Origin of the sequence: Pseudomonas sp. GX19020 (genome assembly GCF_023371075.1) — a bacterium.
Classification (GTDB): domain Bacteria; phylum Pseudomonadota; class Alphaproteobacteria; order Rhodobacterales; family Rhodobacteraceae; genus Pseudogemmobacter.
Map to the genome: position 1 here is coordinate 277022 of NZ_JAMCCR010000002.1, position 16787 is coordinate 293808.

Here is a 16787-nt window from a genome sequence, read left to right on the forward strand (position 1 = left end):
GAACATGGGTCCAGACAAATCCTGAGGCGGGACAAGCTAAACTTACTATTTTCGTCAGCAATGTCTAACCCTGATCGCATACCCCCGATCTTCCCCTGCCTCCTGAAGGGATTTGCCGCCATGCCGACCACATGTTCGCCCCGTGCCCTTGCCCGCTGTCGCCAGCGGACCGGCCTTGCCGGGCTTTTGCTGACCACCTGCCTGATCACGATTGCCCCGCCCGCCCGGGCGCAAACAGAGGAGCCGGTCTTTCTCGGCACCATCGTCGTCACCGCCAATCGCAGCGAACGCCCGGTTTCTGCGATCCCCGGAGCAGTGCAGGTGATCGGCGAAGACGAAATCACCACCCAGATCGAACAGGGCGGTGACGCAACCAGCCTGCTGGCGCGGCTGGTGCCGGGCTTCAGCTTTGGCAATCAGACGCTTTCGGGCGCGTCCGAGACCTTCCGGGGCCGCAGCCTTCTGGTGATGGTGGATGGCGTGCCACGCAACACGCCCTTGCGCGACAGCTCGCGGACGCTGTCGCTGATCGACCTCGCCTCGGTCGAACGGATCGAGGTGATCGGCGGCGCCTCCTCGCTTTACGGCGCCGGGGCCACCGGGGGCGTGGTCAATTTCATCACCCGGTCGGGCGCCAATGCCGATGGCACCGCGCGGGTGACGGTGGATCTGCGCGCCAAAGCCTTCACGACTGACATCGGTGCCTCAATCGCGCCCGAGCTTTCGGTTCAGGTCGACCAGAAGATCGGTGCCTTTGACTATGCCTTTACCCTCTCCGGCTGGCAAAGCCGCGAGACTTTTGACGGGGATGGCAATCTTCTGCCCTCGGATCCGATGCTGGGCCAGGGCGGCGGTGACCATACCAAAGCCGCCAATCTGGGTCTGCGCCTTGGCTATGATATCGACGATGCCAAACGGATCGAGCTGAGCTTTGAACAGGTCCGCCTCGACCAAAGGCCGGAATATTTCACCAGCTACACCGTTTCGCCGGTCGCGCCGGATCTGAGCCGCCCCTATTACGGCAAGCCGGTGACCGAGGATTCCAACTATCTGACGCTGCGCTACACCGATCAGGATTTCGCCCTCGGCAAGCTCGCGGTCACCTTTTCCCGCAATGACGTGATGAAGCGGTTTTCGTTCAACGTCTTTGATCCGGTGGTCAATACGCTGGTCTATTACAGCGGCAATCCGGCCGATCCGACCGCCGATTACAACCAGTCGGAACTGGAAAGCCTGCGCAACACGCTCACGGTGGCCATCGACAGCCCGCTGACCATTTTCGGGCGTGAGGCAGGGCTGAGCTGGGGCTTTGAGGCCGGAACGGACGAGACAAGGCAGAATGCAATCAACGGCCAGGCGATTTCGACGCCGCTCGACAGCGACAGCCGGGCGCTCTTTGCGCAGCTGACCCTGCCGGTGAATGACGCGCTGACGCTTTCGGGCGGCATCCGGTACGACCATTACGATCTGACGGTCGGCAATTTCTCGCGCCCGCGCGCCTATTACTACTTTCCGGCCTACCGGGTCGGGCTGGATCTGGCCCCGGTCAGCGTGACCGGCGGCGAATTCACCTTCGAAGAATTCACCGGAAATCTGGGCTTCACCTGGAAACTCAGCGAGGCAACGCAGCTGTTCGGCGGCTGGTCCCAGGGCTATTCGCTGACCGATATCGGCAGCTTTACCCGCCGCGCCGGGATGAATTCGGTGGCCGAGATCTGCACCGCTTACGGCAATGACAACCCGCTGATCGCCGGCGCCTATGGCTGCAGCACCCCCGGAACCTATGCGCTCTCCTATGCCGATATCGGGCCGAAGCCGCAGGTGGTGGACACCTGGGAGATCGGGCTGCGTCACGAGGAAGAGACCTGGAACGGCCAGATCTCGGCCTGGTATTCGACATCGGATGAGGGGGTGAATTTCAACCCGGTCACCAATCAGGTCAGCCAGCAGCGCGAAGAGATCTGGGGCATCGAGGCCCAGGGCATGTATGCCCTTTCCGACGCGACGGTGCTCGATGGCATGATCGCCTATCGCGAGGGCCGCGTTGACAAAAACGGCGACGGGAATGTCGACGCCTGGATCGGCAATAACCGGATCGGCTCGCCGTTGCGGGCGCGGCTCGGGGTGACGCAGGAGTTCGGGAATGGCTGGCGGGCCCGGGTCGAGGCGCTGCATCTGGCGGGCCGTGACCGCGCGCCGGGCGAGATCGATCTGCAAAGCGTCAACCTGGTCAATGCGAGCGTGTCGAAACAGATCGGGCCCGGGCTGTTCTCGGTCGCGGTCGAAAACCTCTTCGACAAGGGTTACGCCAACCCCACCGCCACCGCCACGCGCAATGTCGACAGCATGGGCCTCGGCCGCACAGTGACCGTCGGATACCGGGTTTCGTTCTGATATGATCCATTTCGGCCGCCATGCGGCGCGGGATTTGGCTTCGGCATTGTCCCTGCGCTTCCAGCCACCTCAGGATATCACCGACAGCGCCGGCTACCTGGCGCTGTTCGACCGGCTCGCCCGCCATGACTGCCCCTTCGTGCTCTATTCCGATCTGAGGGGCTTCCGTCTTGATCATGACGGCGAGGTGGCGCAGAACCAGCTGGCCAAAGCCAGCCGTGCGGCCACCGCCGAGCGGATCCGGGGGCTGGTGCTCGTCACCGATACCCCGACCGAGCGCAAGCGGGCCGCCTTCTCGCAATTCTGGTCTATCCCCGTCGAGGTTTATGATGACCAAAGCATCGCCGAGGCCGCTTTCCTCGCCCTCCATGACCGGCTTTTCGCAGACAGGTAAGACCCTGCCCGGCCCGATGCGCCGCTATGCGGTTCTGGCCGCGCTGTATATCGCGCAGGGGGTGCCGTCCTATGTTGTCGCTGCCGCCGTGCCGCCGATCCTGCGCGAAAACGGGGTGTCGAAAGAAGCGATCGGGATGCTGGCGCTGATCATGCTGCCTTTGGCGCTGAAATTCCTCTGGGCGCCCTGGATCGAACGCTTCAATCCGCTGCGCGCCCTTGGGCCAAGGCGGGGCTGGATCGTGCCGATGCAGCTTGCCACCGCCTTGTGCATCTTCGCCCTCGCGCTGATCACGCCGACCAATATCCCGGCGCTGTTTGTCATCGGCCTCACGCTGGCGCTGACGACATCGACCCAGGACATCGCCACCGATGGCTATGCGGTGCTGACCCTGGCACCACAGGAACGCGCCACCGGCAATGCGATCCAGGGCGGCGCGGTTGCCGCATCGGTTCTGATCGGCGGCACGGCCAGCCTGTTGATCTACCAGCATTTCGGCTGGCAGGTGACCATGATCATCATGGGCTTTGTCACGCTTCTGCCGCTGATCATCCTGCCATGGATGTATGAGGATCAGGTCCGCCCGGCCCCACGCCACCGGCCCTCGATCCGGGCCTTCCTCGCCCGCCCCGAAGCGCTCAGCGTCCTCGGCCTTGCGCTCTTCTACCGCGCCTCGGAAGGGCTCGTGAAAGCGATGGAAGGTGCCTATCTCGTCGATGCCGGAATGCCGCTTGACTGGATCGGCTATCTCTCGGGCGCGGCCGCGGCGAGTGTGGGTCTGGGTGGCGCGGCCCTTGCGGCGATCCTGGTAAAGGGCCGCGGCGCACATCAGACGCTGGTGCTTTTGGGCAGCCTGCGCAGCCTCTGTTTTGCGATTTTCACGCTGCATGCCTTCGGCATTCTCGGGGGGCTCTACCCGGTTGGAGCAGCGGCAGTGTTCCAGACCCTGATCCGCTATATGGAAATCGTTGCGCTTTATTCGCTGTTCATGCAGGTCTGTTCTTCGGACCAGCCCGGAACCGATTTCACCCTGCTCGCCTGTGCGCAGATGATCGTCTATCAGTTTGGCGGCGTTGCCTCGGGCTTTATCGCTGCAAAGCTCGGCTATGGTGGCCTTTTCCTGATCGCCACGCTGATCTCGATGGCCGCAACCGCCGGAACCCGCTGGCATGGGGCCAGAAGCGCCCATGTAAGCGTCAGGACGTGAAACCAACCTCGCATGATGTTCAACGCTTTGATAAATAACTATTTTTTTCAAAGCCAACACAGGACAAGCCGCTTCTCACGATCCCCACGCGCGGCCATGACCACCTGTTCAAAAGGGCCGAATCCTAAGGCTCCGCGAAACATGCAGGCGGACCGGGTTACGACAGGCTCATCCTGCGGCAAGACGATGGCGCGAACACTCAACCGAACCTGACCGACACCGCCCTCGCGCCTGCCAGATGCGACAAGAATGCCGGCAGCGTCATGGCAAGGTTACAGGCATCAACATCCAGGGCTTCGACGCCGCCCGGACCGGGGATGCCGGCATGGTCCCAGAGCACATCAATCCCGCCCGGCAACGCCGCGCCCTCATTGATCAACGAGCGCATTTCTTCGGGTTTCGACAGATCGGCGCGGATCGTATGCAGCCCGCCGCCAGCGCGGGACCGAGCTTCCAGGACGCCGCCACCGCGCGGTCGACATCGCCGCGCCCGGCCCGGGCAACCAAAGCCCGGACCGAACCGGTCGAGGGGGCGATGCTTTCAATCAGGCCGCCCTCTTCCGGCAGCACCCATTCGCCACCAATATAAAGCCTGTCGAACCGCAATACTTCGCTGTTTGCCGCTGTTACAGGCATCGGGGTCTCTCGTTCTGCTCAAGTAAAAGGGCTCGGCCCGCCAGAGATCCCCGGCGGGCCCAGGTCAGACGCGTTACGGCGCGATCAGCGGGCAGGCCCCATCTTCGGGCGAGCCGACCACGGTGACCGCCTCAGGATAGGCGAGCGTCGCCGAATAGGCGCCAGCCTGGTTCATCGTCGGCTTGCGCCCGTTGTTCAGTTCGGCAAAGCGCTCGCCAAAGGCGCGGGTCTTGTCATTGCGGTCCCAGTAGAAGCGGCGGTCAGCAAAAGGCCCTGTGCGGTTTCTAGGCCGGTCGAATGGATGCCCGAAAGGAACATCGGCACCGCTGCTTTGTGCCTGCAACAGGTAGGATGAGAGATCCGCCGCATTGGCCGGATGCCGTACCTTGAATCTGATCGGGACTCTGCCGGAAAAAGGCTATCTCTCTGAACCCGCCGCGCGTGGAGGCTATTATCCCGGCCATCACTGGTGGTGGCCGGGCCACGTTCGCGCTGTCCTGAACGGCGTGCCGAGATTGCGGAGATCATCCGCGCCGTCCTGCAACATCACGAGATGCAGCGGGCGGTTCAGAGATCATCGAGGCCCGGCCAGAACGGCCCGGCCTCTTTCGGGCGCGGGCCAAAGATCGCCTGACCAACCCGAACCACATCGGCCCCCTCTTCTATTGCGATTTCGAAATCGCTGGTCATCCCCATGGAAAGGCGCGAAATCTCCGGATGCAGGGCCTGGGCCTCATCGCGCAACCGGCGCAAAAGCGCAAAGCAGTGCCTGACGCGCACCGGATCGGGGCTGAGAATGGCCAGTGTCATCAGCCCCTGTGGCTTCAGGCGCGTAAAACCACCCAGCTGGCCGAGAAATTCGTGGAGCCCGTCGGGGCTGAGGCCGTATTTGCTCTCCTCGCCCGAGGTATTGACCTGGATAAAGACGTCCAGATCGCGGCCCTCGGCCTCCAGCCGCCGGTTCAGCTCTGCCGCCAGACGCAAGCTGTCCAAAGCATGAAATTCGGAGGCAAATCTTACGAGATACTTCACCTTATTGGTCTGAAGATGGCCGATAATGCTCCAGCGGATCGCCAGATCCGACAACGCCGCCTGCTTCTCGCGCGCCTCCTGCAGCTTGTTCTCACCGAAATCGCGGATCCCGGCGGCATGGGCGAGGCGCAGAATATGCGCGGGCAGGGTCTTGGTGACCGGCAAAAGCCGCACTTCGCGCCTGTCACGCCCGGAACGCAGGCAGGCGGCCGCGATCCGGGCCTCTGTATCCGCAAGACCCTGCGCGAATCTCTGCCGCGGATCGGGGCCAAAACGGGCGATATCAGCCGCGCTCAGGTCAGCGCCAGGCTGGGGTGACGGGGCAATGGTCGTCGGCATGGGCATATCTCGCAGACTGGGGGCCGCCCATTCTGGCCCGGAACCGGTGGTGCCGACCCCACCAATTCCGGACAGGTCAGCCGACCAATTCAGGCGCCGTCACGGTCACGCAGCAGGCCATTCAGAATGGCGGCCAGCCTGCGCACACCGCTTTCCAGTTCCGTGGGGGTAAAGGCGGCAAACCCAAGCAGGAATCCCGGCCTCGGCCGTGCGGTCGCATGCAATCCGGTCAGGCCTGTGAGGCCAAGCCCGGCCTTTGCGGCTGCGTCAATCACCTGGGCCTCTGACAGCGCACAGGTCAGGAGACAGGGCATCTGCAACCCGCCCGCCGGCATCCGCGCCTCGACGAGGCCCGCAAGATGCGTCTCGACCAGCCGCGCCAGAATCCGCAGCCTTTCCGCATAGATCGCACGCATCAGCCGGATATGCGCGCCGAAATGTCCGCCCTGCATGAACCGCGCCAGCACAAGCTGCGGGATCGAGGCGGGGTGACCATCCTGCTGCGTCCGCGCAAGCGTGAAGGGCTGCACAAGATCGGGCGGCAGGATCAGATAGCCAAGCCGCAGCCCGGGAAACAGCGATTTGGTGAAAGTGCCGATATAGATCGTGCGCCCATGCGGATCGAGCCCCTGAACGCAGGCGGTCGGCCGGCCTGTATAATGGAATTCGCTGTCATAATCATCCTCGATGATCCATCCGCGATGCTCGGCAGCCCAGCCGATCAGGGCAAGGCGGCGCTCCAGCGACAGGGTCGCACCGGTCGGAAACTGGTGCGAAGGGGTCAATGACACCGCCCGCGCCCGGTCCGGCGCCTCGAGCATGCGGTCGACCAGGATGCCCTGGTCATCAAGCGGCACCGGCACAGGCACCGCCCCCGCCGCCGCAAAAGCCTGCCGCGCGCCGTGATAACCCGGGTCTTCGACGAAAATCCTGTCGCCCGGATCAAGCAGCAGATTGGCTGTCAGCGCCATCGCCTGTTGCGAGCTGGTAAGGATCAGCACCCGATCCGCGGTCGCGCGCGCCCCGCGTTCCAGATTGACATGGTCGGCAATCGCCTGACGCAGCGGCTCTGCCCCCTGTGGGTCGGTCATGATCAGGGCGCTGGTGCCATGATCGCGCAGCACCTGGCGCTCCAGCCGTTCCCAGATCCGGATCGGGAAATTGCGCGTCTCGGGCAGGCCCTGCTGAAAAATCCGCCCCGGCGGGCCGGTATGGGTGCCGCCATTGGCCACAATCGCGGCGCCCCGCGCGCTGAGCCCGCCCGGCGCAGTGACCTCACCCGGAGCCTGCGCCCCCGGGCCTGAGGCGCGGCGCGAGACCGGGCGCAGATCGCGGATCGCCGCCACGAAGCTGCCGCTGCCGACGCGGCGGCGGATGAAACCTTCGGCATGGAGCTGGTTGTAAGCGGCCTCGACCGTATCGCGGGACACCCCGAGCGACGCCGCCAGCCCCCGCGTCGCCGGCAGCGGTTTGTCAGCCGCCAGCGCGCCGTCAAGGATCAGCTGACGGATCGCCCGCTGGATGCGGCCATGCAAAGGCAGGCCGGCCTGATCAGGATGGAGGAGCCAGGCCTTGACGGTTTCAAGCTGGGAACGGCGGAACAATTGGTCTGCTCCTCTGGCGCATTTCGGAACCCGTATCCTGCCAGCAATGCCACCTGAAGGCGAGGCCGGGATGCCGGGATGCCGGGATGGCCCATCCCCGACCAGATTGGCCGGTATCAATTGCAATAATTGGCCGGATCGTTCCGGCCATCTTCGGGCTACTCCCTGAGGCCACTGATCGCAATCCGGAATCCCCCATGTCTGCGCCCGTCTCTGCCCCCACCGCCAAAATCGGCGCCCGGGATCTTCTGCATCCGGTCACCGCCGGGCTGATCTCGGTCATCGTCAATTACGGCGGCACATTTATCCTGGTGTTCCAGGCGGCGCGCATGGCCGGGCTCGACCTCGCACAGACCGCCTCCTGGGTCTGGTCGGTTTCTGTGGGGGTTGGCCTGACCGGCCTGTTCCTCAGCTGGCGCTGCCGCGCGCCCATCATAACCGCCTGGTCAACGCCCGGAGCCGCCTTCCTCGTCACAGCACTGGCGAGTGTCAGCTATCCCGAGGCCATCGGCGCCTATATGCTCTCGGCCCTGGGCTTTGTTATTCTGGGCGTCTCGGGTTGTTTCGACCGCCTGATCCGCCTGATCCCCCCTGCCATCGCCGCCGCCCTTCTGGCCGGGATCCTGCTGCAATTCGGGATCGATGCTTTCGGAGGCGCCAGCGTCGACCCGGCCCTGGTTGGCGTGCTGGTCGGCAGCTATCTGATCCTCAGACGCTTTACCGCGCGCTATGCGATTGTGGGGATCCTCGCCATCGGCCTCGCCTGGCTGTTGCTGCGCGGCGAGGTCGGGTTCTCCGGCCTGCAATTCGAACCGGCCATGCCGCTTTTCACCGCGCCCGTCTTCACCCTGAACGCAGCGCTCAGTGTCGCATTGCCTTTGTTCCTGATCACGCTGACCGGGCAATATATGCCGGGGATGCTTGTGCTCAGAAATGATGGCTATACGACAAGTGCCAACCCGATTGTGACGGTTACCGGCCTTGGCTCGCTGGTGATGGCGCCCTTCGGCTCGCATGCCTTCAATGTCGCGGCGATCACGGCGGCCATCGTGACCGGACCGGAAGCGCATGAAGACCCGTCAAAGCGCTGGATCGGCGGCATCGCGGCGGGGCTGTTCTACACGCTGACAGGCGTTTTCGGCCTGGCGCTGGTGGGGGTGTTCATGGCCCTTCCGGCCGGTTTCATCAGCACACTCGCGGGGCTCGCCCTCCTGGGCACCATCGGCAGCAGTCTTGCCACCGCGATGGCAGAGCCGAGGCTCCGCGAGGCGGCGCTGATCACCTTTCTCGCCTCGGCCGCAAATATCCGGATGCTGGGGATTGGCGGCTCGTTCTGGGGCCTGGTGATCGGGCTGATCGCCTGGGCGGTGCTGACGAGGCGGGACCGAAAGCCCGGCTGATCTGACGACCCGCCTTCCGGGTCGCAACCGCCCCTCAGGTCACCCGGCGCAGGATTTCATCCGGCGTGATCGCCTGATCCGGGACCTCTTCGGCCTTGTCAGGCACGACAGGCGCGCTGGTCTCGATCACCTCGGCCTCTTCGGGGTCCGGCAGACTGACCAATTCCGGCACCGGCGTCGGACGTGTCGCCGCGAATAAGAGCGGCGCGAGACCGGCACTGGTCGCCGGGCGGCTGCCCTGGATACCATCGGGTTCGCGCCAAGAAAGGGTGTCGAAACCGCTGCACGACGCACAGATCGGCACCCATTGCGCATGAACCGTGCCGCATTTGTCGCAAACCCATTCCGGCCCGCGCGACGCAGCAAGGGCGCGGGCAAGCACCCCGCGCACCTCTTCATCCGGGGCCCCCATGCCGCGTTCTGCCGCCGCCAGGATCGCAAGCGAGCGCTGCGTCGGGTGATCCGTCGGGATGGTCGCAAGTGCCGCTTTCGCGCCGCGGAAATCCTCGGCCCCGAGCAGAAGTTCGGCCTCGGTCAGCCGGCTTTCCTCGTGATCAGGGCGCGATGCCAGCAATGCACGGAAGCGCTTCAGACGCTGTTCCGCCGTCTCGGACGGTTCAATCGCCGCGAAAGCCGCCGCCAGATCGGGATGCGGCTGCGCCTCCCAGGCCTTTTTCAGAACCCGGGTCGCGCTTTTGGTATCGCCCTTCGCCACCAGCGCCCGCGCCGCGATCACCGCCGCCGGGATCAGGTCGGGCGAGAGCTTGTTGGCCTCGATCGCCGCCTCGCGCGCTTCGATCGTCGAGCCCTCATCCAGCACCGTTTTCGCCTCTTGCAGCGCCAGCAGCGCGTCCCGGCGCCGATAGACCGAGCGCGGCAATTCCCCCGAACGCAGCTTTTGCGACAGCGTGCCGCGCGCGCCGGCCCAGTCGCCCCCTTCGGCCTGAAGTTTCAGCAAAACGTCCTGGGTCTCGGAATGTTTCGGCTTCAGGGCCAGCGCCTGTTCCGCAAGTTTCAGCGCGGTCGCGGTATCGCCTGATGCCAGCTTCTGCCGCATCAGCCCGCGCACCGCGACAAAGCGCGTCTGTTCATCCGCCAGAAGCGCCTTCCAGGCCTCGGTCGCGGCGCGGCCATCCCCGGCGGCCTCGGCAGCCTGCGCGGTCAGAAGCCGCGTGAGTTCCGGCTTTTGCAGCAGACGCTCGGCAGTACGTGCACGGGCCAGTGCGGTATTCGGCTCGCCCGAGGCCAGCGCAATCAGCCCGTCCGAAAGCGCGGCATAACCACGGCGCTCGCGGTTGCGGTCGAAATAGCGGCTGATCGCGGTCTCGTCGCCGTTGAGAAACCGCAGCACAGCGAACAAAAGCCCGACCAGTTTCAGCCCGAGCCAGACCAGCACCACCGCCAGCAAGAGCACAACCAGCGCCGCAAGCGGGTTCAGCGTGAACTCCTGGTCAAAAGCCCAGAGCCGCACCGTCCCGCCTTGTTCGGACATGCCACCGGCGATCACCGCCAGCAGGGTTACCAGACCAAGGAACACCGCAATTTTGACCAGCGACCAGAGCATGATGCCCTCCTTACGGCTTCAGCGCGGCAAGCGCCGCTTCGGCATCAATGCGCGCCTGGGCCTGCAAAATCCAGGGCTCCATCGCGGCCTGCCCCTCGGGGGGAAGGCCCTTCAATTCGGTCAGCGCGGCAGGCAGATCCCCGGCGACAACCGCCGCCTCGGCGCGCGACAGCACCGCATCGGGATCGGTTCCCGCCTGCGGCGTCAGCGAACGCTGGCCGGTGGTGACGCGCAGCAATGAAAGCGCACGGTCGCCAAAACCGCCCGCCTCATCGGAACGCAGCGAAATATCCAGCGCTTCGCGCGCCGCATCGGGGAAGCTCGCGGCAAGCTGTTGCACCCCCGGCAGACCCTCCGCCGCATGGGCGCCAAGCGCCTCGGGCACCGCTGTCACGCCAAGCGCGGTCAGCGCGTCGGCATAGGGCTGGCCGTTTTTGACCGCCTCATTCAGCGTGATCCAGGCCGCATCCCGCAGCGCCGCCTGGCGCGTGGCCTCTGCCGCGCGCTCGGCCTCGGCCGCGACCTCGCCGGCGCGGGCATCCAGTTCGGCGGTGATCTGCTGACGCAGGGCATCGGCATCCATCTGACCACCGGGTTGACTGGCAGGCGCATTTTTCAGCGCGTCAACCTCGGCTTTCAGCGCCGCAAAGGCTGCGGGCGGGATGGTCCCGTCCGGCAGAGCTTCGGCCTGAGCCCGCACCTGCGCGTCAAGCCCGTCGATCCGCCCGGCCAGCGCGGAAACCTGTTCACCAACCGCCCGGGCCGCGCTGTCGGCTGCCGCCGCCGCATCGCTTGCCCCCTTGCTCGCGCCCGCAGCGGTCTGCCCCTCTTCGGTCAGCCGCGCCCCGAGCTGCGCAATCTCGGCCCTGATCCCTTCGGCATCGAGATCGGCCCTCAGGCCAAATACGTTGAAATGCGACAGGCCAAACCCCAGGGCCGCAGCGACAACGCCACCCAGAAAAGGCGCAACAAAACCGCCCCTGCGTGGCGGCGGCGCGCGATGAATGTCCGTAGTCGCATCATCAACGGGCGCAGATTCCGCGACGGGTTCAACGGCAGCCACAGCTTCCGCCGGTGCCGCCTCCTTCGCATCTGGCGAAATGGCTGCGGTGGCTTCGCCCGTCACCCGAGCCGGATCTTCTTCCACTGCCATTCAGGGTCACTCCGTCAGACGCATTCCGATATGCCTGCAAGGTAAGCCCCAGGGCCCCCTCTGTTCAACCCGCCGTCAGCCTGCAAGCGGCGGAAAGCAGCGGGCAATCGCCGCAAGCATCGACGGCCCGTCCGGCCGCGCCGCGACCAGCGCCAGATCGGCCAGCGCCTCTGGCAGAATCAGCCGCGCATTCTCGCTGATGACCACCGGCTGCAGATGCGACAAAGGCAGACCTTCAGCCGCCTCAAGAAAAAGCCGCGCCGAACGCGGCGAAAACAGCGGCAGGATCAGAGGCTCGCCCGACGCAATTGCGGTCCGCGCGCGGGCGGTCAGAGGACAGGCGCGCTGACGGTAGACCACCAGTGATGTGACCTTGCGGCCGAAAGGCACAAGGGCCGCCCCAAGATCTGCCGCCCGGTCCTCGCCATGCAGGTATAACAGCCGGTCCTCCTGCCGCGAGATGATCAGCCGGACAAGATCTCCGGCATCTCCACTCGCCGAAACAGTCTCTAAGCATGCGTTTTTTGCCACTTCCGCCGTGCGATCCCCGACGCAGATGGCACAGGGCGGCAAATGCGCACCCTCTGCCTGCAAACGTATAGCGGCAAGCGCGCCCGCCTCTGATGTCAGGACCAGCGCCTGGAAATCCCCGTCCGGAAAGACCGGCGCAAGAAACTCCGGCAGCATCAGAGGCGAGGCCACCACCAGCGCCCGATCCCCGAAGCTTGCCACAAGTTCGGCGGTGAAGCGGCTGGCCTGAGGCTCCGGTCGGGTGTTGAGGATGATCTGGGACGGCATGCGCCGGGGCCTCTCCGCGCTGGCTGGATTGTCTTCCGGCATTGTCTGATGCCGGGGCGGATGCTACCTGCAGGAAGGGTCGCGCCACAAGCCGCGCCGCCCGGGAATGCCAGGCGCCATGACGGAAACGACGATCTTTCTCGGGATTGAATCAAGCTGCGATGATACGGCGGTCGCGGTCGTGCGTCGCCATGCCACAGGCGAGGCCGAAATCCTGTCCTCCGTAGTCGAGGGTCAGGCGACATTGCATGCGCCCTTTGGCGGCGTGGTGCCTGAAATCGCCGCCCGTGCCCATGCTGAACGGCTGGACTATGCGGTCGAGGCCGCCTTGCGCGAGGCGGGCCTCGGGTTGCGTGACCTTGATGGAATCGCGGTCACGGCGGGCCCGGGCCTGATCGGCGGGCTTTTGTCCGGGCTGATGCTGGCAAAAGGTCTCGCTGCGGCAACCGGCATGCCTCTGGTCGCGGTGAACCACCTCGCCGGCCATGCGCTGACACCGCGCCTGACCGATGGCATCGCTTATCCCTATCTCATGCTGCTCGTCTCGGGCGGACATTGCCAGTTTCTTGCTGTCGAAGGGCCGCAGAACTTCCGCCGCCTCGGGTCGACCATCGATGATGCGCCAGGCGAAGCTTTTGACAAGATCGCGAAACTCCTTGGCCTGCCACAGCCTGGCGGGCCGCATGTTGAACGCGAGGCCGCCCTGGGCGACGCGAAACGGTTCCGCTTTCCGCGCCCGCTGCTGGATCGGCCGGGCTGCGATCTGTCGTTCTCGGGCCTGAAAACCGCCGTGCTGCGGGCGCGCGATGCGATCATCGCAGAGAAAGGCGGGCTGATGCTGCAAGACCGCCGAGATCTTTGCGCCGGGTTTCAGGAGGCTGTGGCCTCGGTTCTGGCCGAAAAAACCCGCCGTGCGCTGGAGCTTTTTCCCGCGCCCGTGCTGGCAGTGGCGGGCGGCGTCGCAGCAAATCAGGCCATTCGGGCAAGGTTAGAGACTGTTTGTGACGCCGCAGGCGCAGGTTTCCTGGCCCCCCCCTTGCGGCTTTGTACCGATAATGGCGCGATGATCGCCTGGGCCGGGATCGAGCGTTTTCTTTCTGATGCGCAAGACAGCTCGGCCCTCATCGCCCGCTCGCGCTGGCCGCTGGATGAAAGCGCCGCGCCGATGCTGGGGTCAGGGAAACGGGGGGCGAAGGCATGATCGGGATCGCAGGCGCCGGGGCCTTCGGAGCGGCCCTTGCGGTCACACTGGCCAAAGACGGGCGCGAAGTGCGGCTCTGGGCCCGCGATACCGCGGCGCGCGACCGGATGCGCAGCCAGCGCGAGGCGGATAAACTGCCGGGCATCACGCTGCCGGAACGGATCTCGATCCGTGACACGCTGGCGGATCTGGCAGAATGCGAGGCGGTTCTTCTGGCCATGCCGATGCAGGCGATGCGCGGTTTCCTTGCCGAGGCGCCGGAACTTCTGAACACCGACCTCGTCGCCTGTTCCAAGGGGATTGACCTGACCACACTGCAAGGCCCTGCCGAAGTGATGGCGGCAGCGGGGGCGAGCGGGGCGAAAGCCGTGCTGACCGGCCCGAGCTTTGCCGCCGACATCGCGCGGGGCCTGCCAACGGCGCTGACGCTCGCCTGTGATTGCCCCCGCGCCGAGGCTTTGCAACATCTGCTGTCGACCCAGACGCTGCGGCTTTATCGCAGCGATGATGTGACCGGCGCACAACTGGGCGGCGCGCTGAAAAACGTAATCGCGATTGCCGCCGGCGTTGTGATCGGCGCGGGTTTTGGCGATTCCGCCCGTGCCGCGCTGATCACCCGGGGCTATGCCGAGATGAGCCGGCTCGCGGTCGCTCTTGGCGCGCGCGCCGAAACTCTGGCAGGCCTCTCGGGTCTGGGCGATCTGATCCTGACCTGCACCTCGGAACAGTCGCGGAATTTCTCGCATGGGCTGGCACTTGGACAGGGCCGCGACGCGGTAAAGGCCACGGTCGAGGGGGTCGCGACCGCCCAGGCGGCAACGCGGCTCGCAGGTGAAAAGAAGATCGACATGCCGGTGACCGCCATGGTCGCGCGGCTGGTCGCAGGCGAAATCAATCTGGGAGAAGCGGTCAGGGACCTGATGTCGCGCCCGCTGAAACAGGAGTGAGACATGCGCGCAGCCCTCATCTGCATCGATAAGCCGGGCCATCTCGAGACCCGCAAGGCCAATCGTGATGCCCATCTGGCCTATATTGCCGGGACCGGGATCGTCGAGATGGCCGGCCCGTTTCTGGACAGCGATGGCGCGATGATCGGAAGCCTGGTGATCCTGACCGTTGACAGCCTTGACCAGGCCCGCGCCTGGGCAGCAGCAGACCCTTACGCGCAGGCCGGATTGTTCCAGGATGTCACCATCCGCGAATGGAAAAAGGTGATCGGATGAATTACTGGCTTTTCAAATCCGAACCCGACACCTGGTCCTGGGATGCCCAGGTTGCCAAAGGTGACGTGGGCGAGGAATGGAACGGCGTGCGGAACTACCAGGCGCGCAACAATATGCGGGCGATGAAGATCGGCGATCGCGGCTTTTTCTACCATTCGAATATCGGCAAGGAAGTGGTCGGCATTGTCGAGGTCTGCCGCGAAAGCGCCCCCGACAGCACCACCGAGGATCCCCGCTGGGACTGCGTCTGGATCAGGGCAATCAAGCCGCTGATGCGGCATATCACGCTGGATGAGGCCAAGGTGACCCCGGGTCTGGAACAGATGGTTCTGGTGAACAATACGCGGCTTTCAGTTCAGCCGGTCAGCCCCCAGGAATGGGAAATCATCTGCCTTATGGGTGGGGTCGAGCCGTAAGAAATCCGGAGGGCCCCGCCCCCCTGCAGGACCCTCCTTCCACCCCACATGCACCCCGCACGTGTTGAGATAAAGGTCCCGGGCTTCTGCCGCCGACAGGGTTACAGTGACAGAAAAGGGCGCTTCGGACAAATCCGAAGCGCCCTTCATTTATCGCAAATCCAACGGGTTCAGTGTGTAACGCGCGGATTGGGCAGGAAGATCGCGACAACGCCGATCAAAGGCAGGAAGGCGCAGATCTTGTAGACGGTGATGATGCCATATTCATCCGCCAGCACGCCAAGCGCCGCCGCCCCGATGGCCGCGATGCCAAAGGCCAGGCCGAACAGAAGACCAGCGACCATGCCGGTATTTTGCGGCATCAGATCCTGGGCATAGACCACCATTGCCGGGAAGGCCGAGGCCAGCATCAGCCCCGCCACCGAGGCCACGATCACATTCGGGATCAGCGGCAGCCAGGGCAATACGATGGTCAGCGGCAGAATGCCGAAGATCGACCAGAGAATCACCTTCCGCCGTCCGATCTTATCGCCGATCGGACCACCGATGATCGTCCCTGCCGCCACAGCAGAGAGGAAGATGAAGAGGCAGACCTGCGCCTGTTCGGCCGGAATGGCAAACTGCTTCATCAGGTAGAAGGTGTAGTAGCTGGAGAAACTGACCGAATAGATGAATTTCGACATCATCAGCAGGATCAGCAGGAACATGCCCCGACGCACGACCTCGGGCGGCAGCGGCACCACGGTCTTCAGCCGCGTCTTGCGCGCAACCAGCCGGCCGGCGCCCACCTGGGTATACCAGCGCCCGACCGCCGCCAGCAGCAGCATCCCCGCGAGCGCGACCCCGGCGAAAAGCTGGATCGAAAGCTGACCCTGGGCCATGACGACAAAGGCCGCTGCCAGCGGGCCAAGCGCGGTGCCGGCATTGCCGCCGACCTGGAACAGGCTTTGCGCAAAGCCCGGCCGCATCCCTGCCGCCAGCCGCGCGATGCGCGAACTCTCGGGATGGAAGATCGCCGAGCCCAGCCCGACCAGCGCGACCGACCAGAGGATCATCGCGAAACTTGTGGCATGGGCCAGCGCGATCAGCCCGACCCCGGTCGACAGCATCCCGAGCGACAGCGCATAGGGCATCGGACGCCGGTCCGTGTAATAACCGACCAGCGGTTGCAAGATCGAACCAATCCCCTGAAAAACAAGGGTAATCAGCCCAATCTGGGTAAAGCTCAGCGAGAATTTCTCCTCGAATAACGGGAAGGAAGCCGGGATAAGGCTTTGCATCAGGTCATTGAGAAGATGACCCATAGAGACGGCGAGCACGATCGGAACCACCGTGGTTTCCACGGTTGTGCTGCTTTGGACATTGGTGGACATGACGACCTGCGCGAAAACAGAAAGCCGCGTCACCATGACGCGGCTTTAAGAGA

The 16787-nt window shown here is 64.7% G+C and carries 17 protein-coding genes; 8 read left to right on the forward strand and 9 right to left on the reverse strand.

The genetic code is table 11. The features are described 5' to 3' along the window. Positions 1 to 120 precede the first annotated feature (120 nt). Genes M3484_RS05955 through M3484_RS05965 form a run of 3 tightly spaced genes read left to right on the forward strand, consistent with a single transcriptional unit; the run spans position 121 to position 3995 of the window. Entirely contained in the window at positions 121 to 2394 is a 2274-nt protein-coding gene (locus M3484_RS05955) for a TonB-dependent receptor (protein ID WP_249496154.1), read from the forward strand. 1 nt (position 2395) lies between these two features. After that, the gene (locus tag M3484_RS05960) at positions 2396 to 2788 is read left to right on the forward strand and encodes a hypothetical protein (protein WP_249496155.1); all 393 of its coding nucleotides are present in this window, start codon (positions 2396 to 2398) and stop codon (positions 2786 to 2788) included. Further along, positions 2724 to 3995: an MFS transporter gene (locus M3484_RS05965; RefSeq protein ID WP_249496156.1), complete on the forward strand. Its 1272-nt coding sequence runs from the start codon at positions 2724 to 2726 to the stop codon at positions 3993 to 3995. Before M3484_RS05960 ends, M3484_RS05965 begins: the two co-directional genes overlap by 65 nt. Positions 3996 to 4194: 199 nt before the next feature. Here the strand turns inward: M3484_RS05965 and M3484_RS05970 are convergent, their stop codons facing one another. From M3484_RS05970 to pdxR, 5 genes are all read right to left on the reverse strand, one after another. Then, the gene (locus tag M3484_RS05970; RefSeq protein WP_249496157.1) at positions 4195 to 4383 is read right to left on the reverse strand and encodes a hypothetical protein; all 189 of its coding nucleotides are present in this window, start codon (positions 4381 to 4383) and stop codon (positions 4195 to 4197) included. Continuing rightward, a complete protein-coding gene (locus tag M3484_RS05975) occupies positions 4371 to 4631 on the reverse strand; it encodes a hypothetical protein (RefSeq protein WP_249496158.1) in 261 nt (86 codons plus the stop codon). Before M3484_RS05975 ends, M3484_RS05970 begins: the two co-directional genes overlap by 13 nt. A 73-nt stretch (positions 4632 to 4704) precedes the next feature. Next, positions 4705 to 4974, reverse strand: coding sequence for a hypothetical protein (locus M3484_RS05980; RefSeq protein ID WP_249496159.1), 270 nt, complete (start codon positions 4972 to 4974; stop codon positions 4705 to 4707). 224 nt (positions 4975 to 5198) lie between these two features. Continuing rightward, on the reverse strand, positions 5199 to 6002 hold the full coding sequence (locus tag M3484_RS05985; RefSeq protein ID WP_249496160.1) for a YggS family pyridoxal phosphate-dependent enzyme: 804 nt from the start codon (positions 6000 to 6002) through the stop codon (positions 5199 to 5201). An 89-nt stretch (positions 6003 to 6091) separates the two neighbouring features. Then, positions 6092 to 7606, reverse strand: a complete 1515-nt coding sequence (gene pdxR / locus M3484_RS05990) for a MocR-like pyridoxine biosynthesis transcription factor PdxR (RefSeq protein ID WP_249496161.1) — start codon at positions 7604 to 7606, stop codon at positions 6092 to 6094. Positions 7607 to 7803: 197 nt separating this feature from the next. On the opposite strand from pdxR, the gene M3484_RS05995 reads away from it, so the two are divergent. Then, positions 7804 to 9006: a benzoate/H(+) symporter BenE family transporter gene (locus M3484_RS05995; RefSeq protein WP_249496162.1), complete on the forward strand. Its 1203-nt coding sequence runs from the start codon at positions 7804 to 7806 to the stop codon at positions 9004 to 9006. A 34-nt stretch (positions 9007 to 9040) separates the two neighbouring features. Here M3484_RS05995 and M3484_RS06000 read toward each other — a convergent pair whose 3' ends face one another. The 3 genes from M3484_RS06000 to M3484_RS06010 all read right to left on the reverse strand — a co-directional run bounded on the left by M3484_RS06000 (position 9041) and on the right by M3484_RS06010 (position 12521). Beyond that, entirely contained in the window at positions 9041 to 10570 is a 1530-nt protein-coding gene (locus tag M3484_RS06000; RefSeq protein ID WP_249496163.1) for a heme biosynthesis protein HemY, read from the reverse strand. 10 nt (positions 10571 to 10580) lie between these two features. Continuing rightward, complete coding sequence (locus tag M3484_RS06005; protein ID WP_249496164.1) at positions 10581 to 11723, reverse strand: COG4223 family protein; 1143 nt, start codon at positions 11721 to 11723, stop codon at positions 10581 to 10583. A 75-nt stretch (positions 11724 to 11798) separates the two neighbouring features. After that, positions 11799 to 12521: a uroporphyrinogen-III synthase gene (locus M3484_RS06010; protein ID WP_249496165.1), complete on the reverse strand. Its 723-nt coding sequence runs from the start codon at positions 12519 to 12521 to the stop codon at positions 11799 to 11801. Positions 12522 to 12639: 118 nt separating this feature from the next. Between M3484_RS06010 and tsaD the strand changes: the two genes are divergently transcribed. From tsaD to M3484_RS06030, 4 genes are read left to right on the forward strand one after another with little or no spacing between them, the layout of a single operon-like run. Beyond that, positions 12640 to 13722, forward strand: a complete 1083-nt coding sequence (tsaD, locus tag M3484_RS06015; protein ID WP_249496166.1) for a tRNA (adenosine(37)-N6)-threonylcarbamoyltransferase complex transferase subunit TsaD — start codon at positions 12640 to 12642, stop codon at positions 13720 to 13722. Beyond that, positions 13719 to 14669, forward strand: coding sequence for an NAD(P)H-dependent glycerol-3-phosphate dehydrogenase (locus tag M3484_RS06020; protein ID WP_249496167.1), 951 nt, complete (start codon positions 13719 to 13721; stop codon positions 14667 to 14669). The genes tsaD and M3484_RS06020 overlap by 4 nt, the downstream gene beginning before the upstream one ends. 3 nt (positions 14670 to 14672) lie before the next feature. After that, positions 14673 to 14945 carry a YciI family protein gene (locus M3484_RS06025; protein WP_092900373.1) on the forward strand — a complete coding sequence of 91 codons (273 nt, stop codon included), beginning with the start codon at positions 14673 to 14675 and terminating at the stop codon, positions 14943 to 14945. Further along, positions 14924 to 15361 carry an EVE domain-containing protein gene (locus tag M3484_RS06030; protein ID WP_249496168.1) on the forward strand — a complete coding sequence of 146 codons (438 nt, stop codon included), beginning with the start codon at positions 14924 to 14926 and terminating at the stop codon, positions 15359 to 15361. Before M3484_RS06025 ends, M3484_RS06030 begins: the two co-directional genes overlap by 22 nt. 170 nt (positions 15362 to 15531) lie before the next feature. Here M3484_RS06030 and M3484_RS06035 read toward each other — a convergent pair whose 3' ends face one another. Continuing rightward, positions 15532 to 16734 (reverse strand): MFS transporter, encoded by a 1203-nt coding sequence (locus tag M3484_RS06035; protein ID WP_092902149.1) that lies wholly within the window; start codon positions 16732 to 16734, stop codon positions 15532 to 15534. Positions 16735 to 16787: the final 53 nt, after the last annotated feature.